This is a genomic window from Pontimicrobium sp. MEBiC01747 (assembly GCF_053601635.1).
In genome coordinates, this window is sequence record NZ_JBSHNS010000335.1 from 1 (window position 1) to 1,885 (window position 1,885).

The 1,885-nt window shown below is 34.2% G+C and carries 2 protein-coding genes and 1 other RNA gene; 1 reads left to right on the top strand and 2 read right to left on the bottom strand.

Translation table 11 applies throughout. From position 1 onward, the window contains the following. Together dnaX and ACVC2P_RS11020 are read right to left on the bottom strand one after the other, a co-directional pair. On the bottom strand, positions 1-662 hold a 662-nt coding region (dnaX, locus tag ACVC2P_RS11015), incomplete at its 3' end, for a DNA polymerase III subunit gamma/tau (RefSeq protein ID WP_452598523.1). A 310-nt stretch (positions 663-972) separates the two neighbouring features. Next, positions 973-1,263, bottom strand: coding sequence for a hypothetical protein (locus tag ACVC2P_RS11020; protein ID WP_452598524.1), 291 nt, complete (start codon positions 1,261-1,263; stop codon positions 973-975). A 232-nt stretch (positions 1,264-1,495) separates the two neighbouring features. Here ACVC2P_RS11020 and rnpB point away from each other — a divergent pair. Next, an RNA gene (rnpB, locus tag ACVC2P_RS11025) (RNase P RNA component class A) lies at positions 1,496-1,802 on the top strand. The last annotated feature ends 83 nt before the right edge of the window (positions 1,803-1,885 follow it).

A 1,885-nucleotide genomic window follows, 5' to 3' on the forward strand; every position in this document is an offset into this window, starting at 1 on the left:
AAATTCTTTCCTGAAAAACTAACGACACGATCAAAAATAGATAAGGCATCACGCATGGCGCCATCTGCTTTTTGAGCGATAATATGTAAGGCGTCATCCTCAGCAGTTATGTCTTGTTCGCTAGCAATATATTTTAAGTACTCTTTAGCGTCTTTAACCGTAATACGTTTAAAATCGAAAATTTGACAACGTGATAAAATGGTTGGTATAATTTTATGTTTCTCGGTAGTTGCTAAAATAAAAATACAATGTTTAGGCGGTTCTTCTAGCGTCTTTAAAAACGCATTAAAAGCCGCTTGAGATAACATGTGTACCTCATCAATAATATAAACCTTGTATTTACCAACTTGAGGCGGAATTCGAACTTGGTCTGTTAAACTTCTAATATCGTCTACAGAGTTGTTAGAAGCGGCGTCGAGTTCAAAAATGTTAAATGCATAATCTTCATCGCCAGTTTCGCTACCATCACTATTAATCATTTTAGCTAAAATACGCGCACAACTCGTTTTACCAACACCACGAGGTCCTGTAAACAGTAGGGCTTGCGCTAAATGATTGTTCTCAATAGCATTTAATAAGGTATTTGTAATGGCTTGTTGCCCAACAACGTCCTTAAATGTTTGGGGTCTGTATTTACGTGCCGATACTACAAAGTGTTCCATGTAAGAAATGCAAAATTATTAACGATAACAAAGTTAAAAAATCGTATGAAAATTAAGAATTATAGGGTGTGAATTTATATATAGTTATTAACAATAAAAATAGTGGTTTTTATGAAGATTAGAATACATAAAACGAAGTGATTAATGTAACATACGTGTTGTAGTAAATTAAAATATTATCCAGCTTTTCAATTTTTTATATTTAGTTGCTAACTTTTCTACTCAAGAAGTATTACGTCTTTACAAATATCCTTTAATTATTCGATTAGTCGCTTGGTTTCTAAAAAGGTATGTATGATGTGATAATTAGTTAGTTTACTTTAATCCATTTGTTATTTTTAAATTCGAAACTCAAGATGTTTTTTCCTTCCATTCTACCTCCAGAACAAGCTGGCTCCCAACAAGTAAATTCTGTAAACACACCATTCTTGGTTCTTGTAACTCCTCGCATGCTATCATCAACGACCCAAAAGGATTGCTTTCCATTAGTTCGTTTAAAAACTTTAACCTCGTAAAGTTCTGACCAGAATTTAATTTTAAATTCTTCTGACCCGTCAATAATCTTAATTCTTTTTGTGCATTCAGGGTCCCGAATGACCAATAAATTGTCAGTTATTGATATTTTGATTATTACATTTTCGTTCTCTATTTTATAAAACCCTCTTGGTAGATTACTTCCAAGCGTATATATAATAATGACAGATGATAGAATGATTAATGTTTTTTTCTTCAATACTCTTCTTTTAAGAGAATTTAAAAATAACAAATTAAACCATACAAAAAGCAACAAATAACACTTGTTAAATTGCATTTTATTAATGTACATTTGCATCCAAGCAGATCGCCTTATCGCGTCCCGATATATTTGGGATGAGGAAAGTCCGGACACCATAGTGCAATATAGTGGTTAATGGCCACCAGTCGTGAGGCTAGGAAAAGTGCAACAGAAAGAATGTACAGGTAATGCTGTAGTGAAATCAGGTAAACTCTATTAGGTGCAATGTCATGTATACCAACGTTTGAGCGTGCACGCGCGATTGTTGGAGGGTAGGCAGCTAAAGTGTGCTGGTAACAGTATACGTAGATAAATGATAAGGGCTCGTAAGAGTACAGAATCCGGCTTATAGATCTGCTTTTTTTTATTCCCACGTAGGAGGGAATCTCCTTAATCAAAACCATAAATGTCAGTTCTAGTGGTTCCGATAGTAATCGGGAGCGTATCG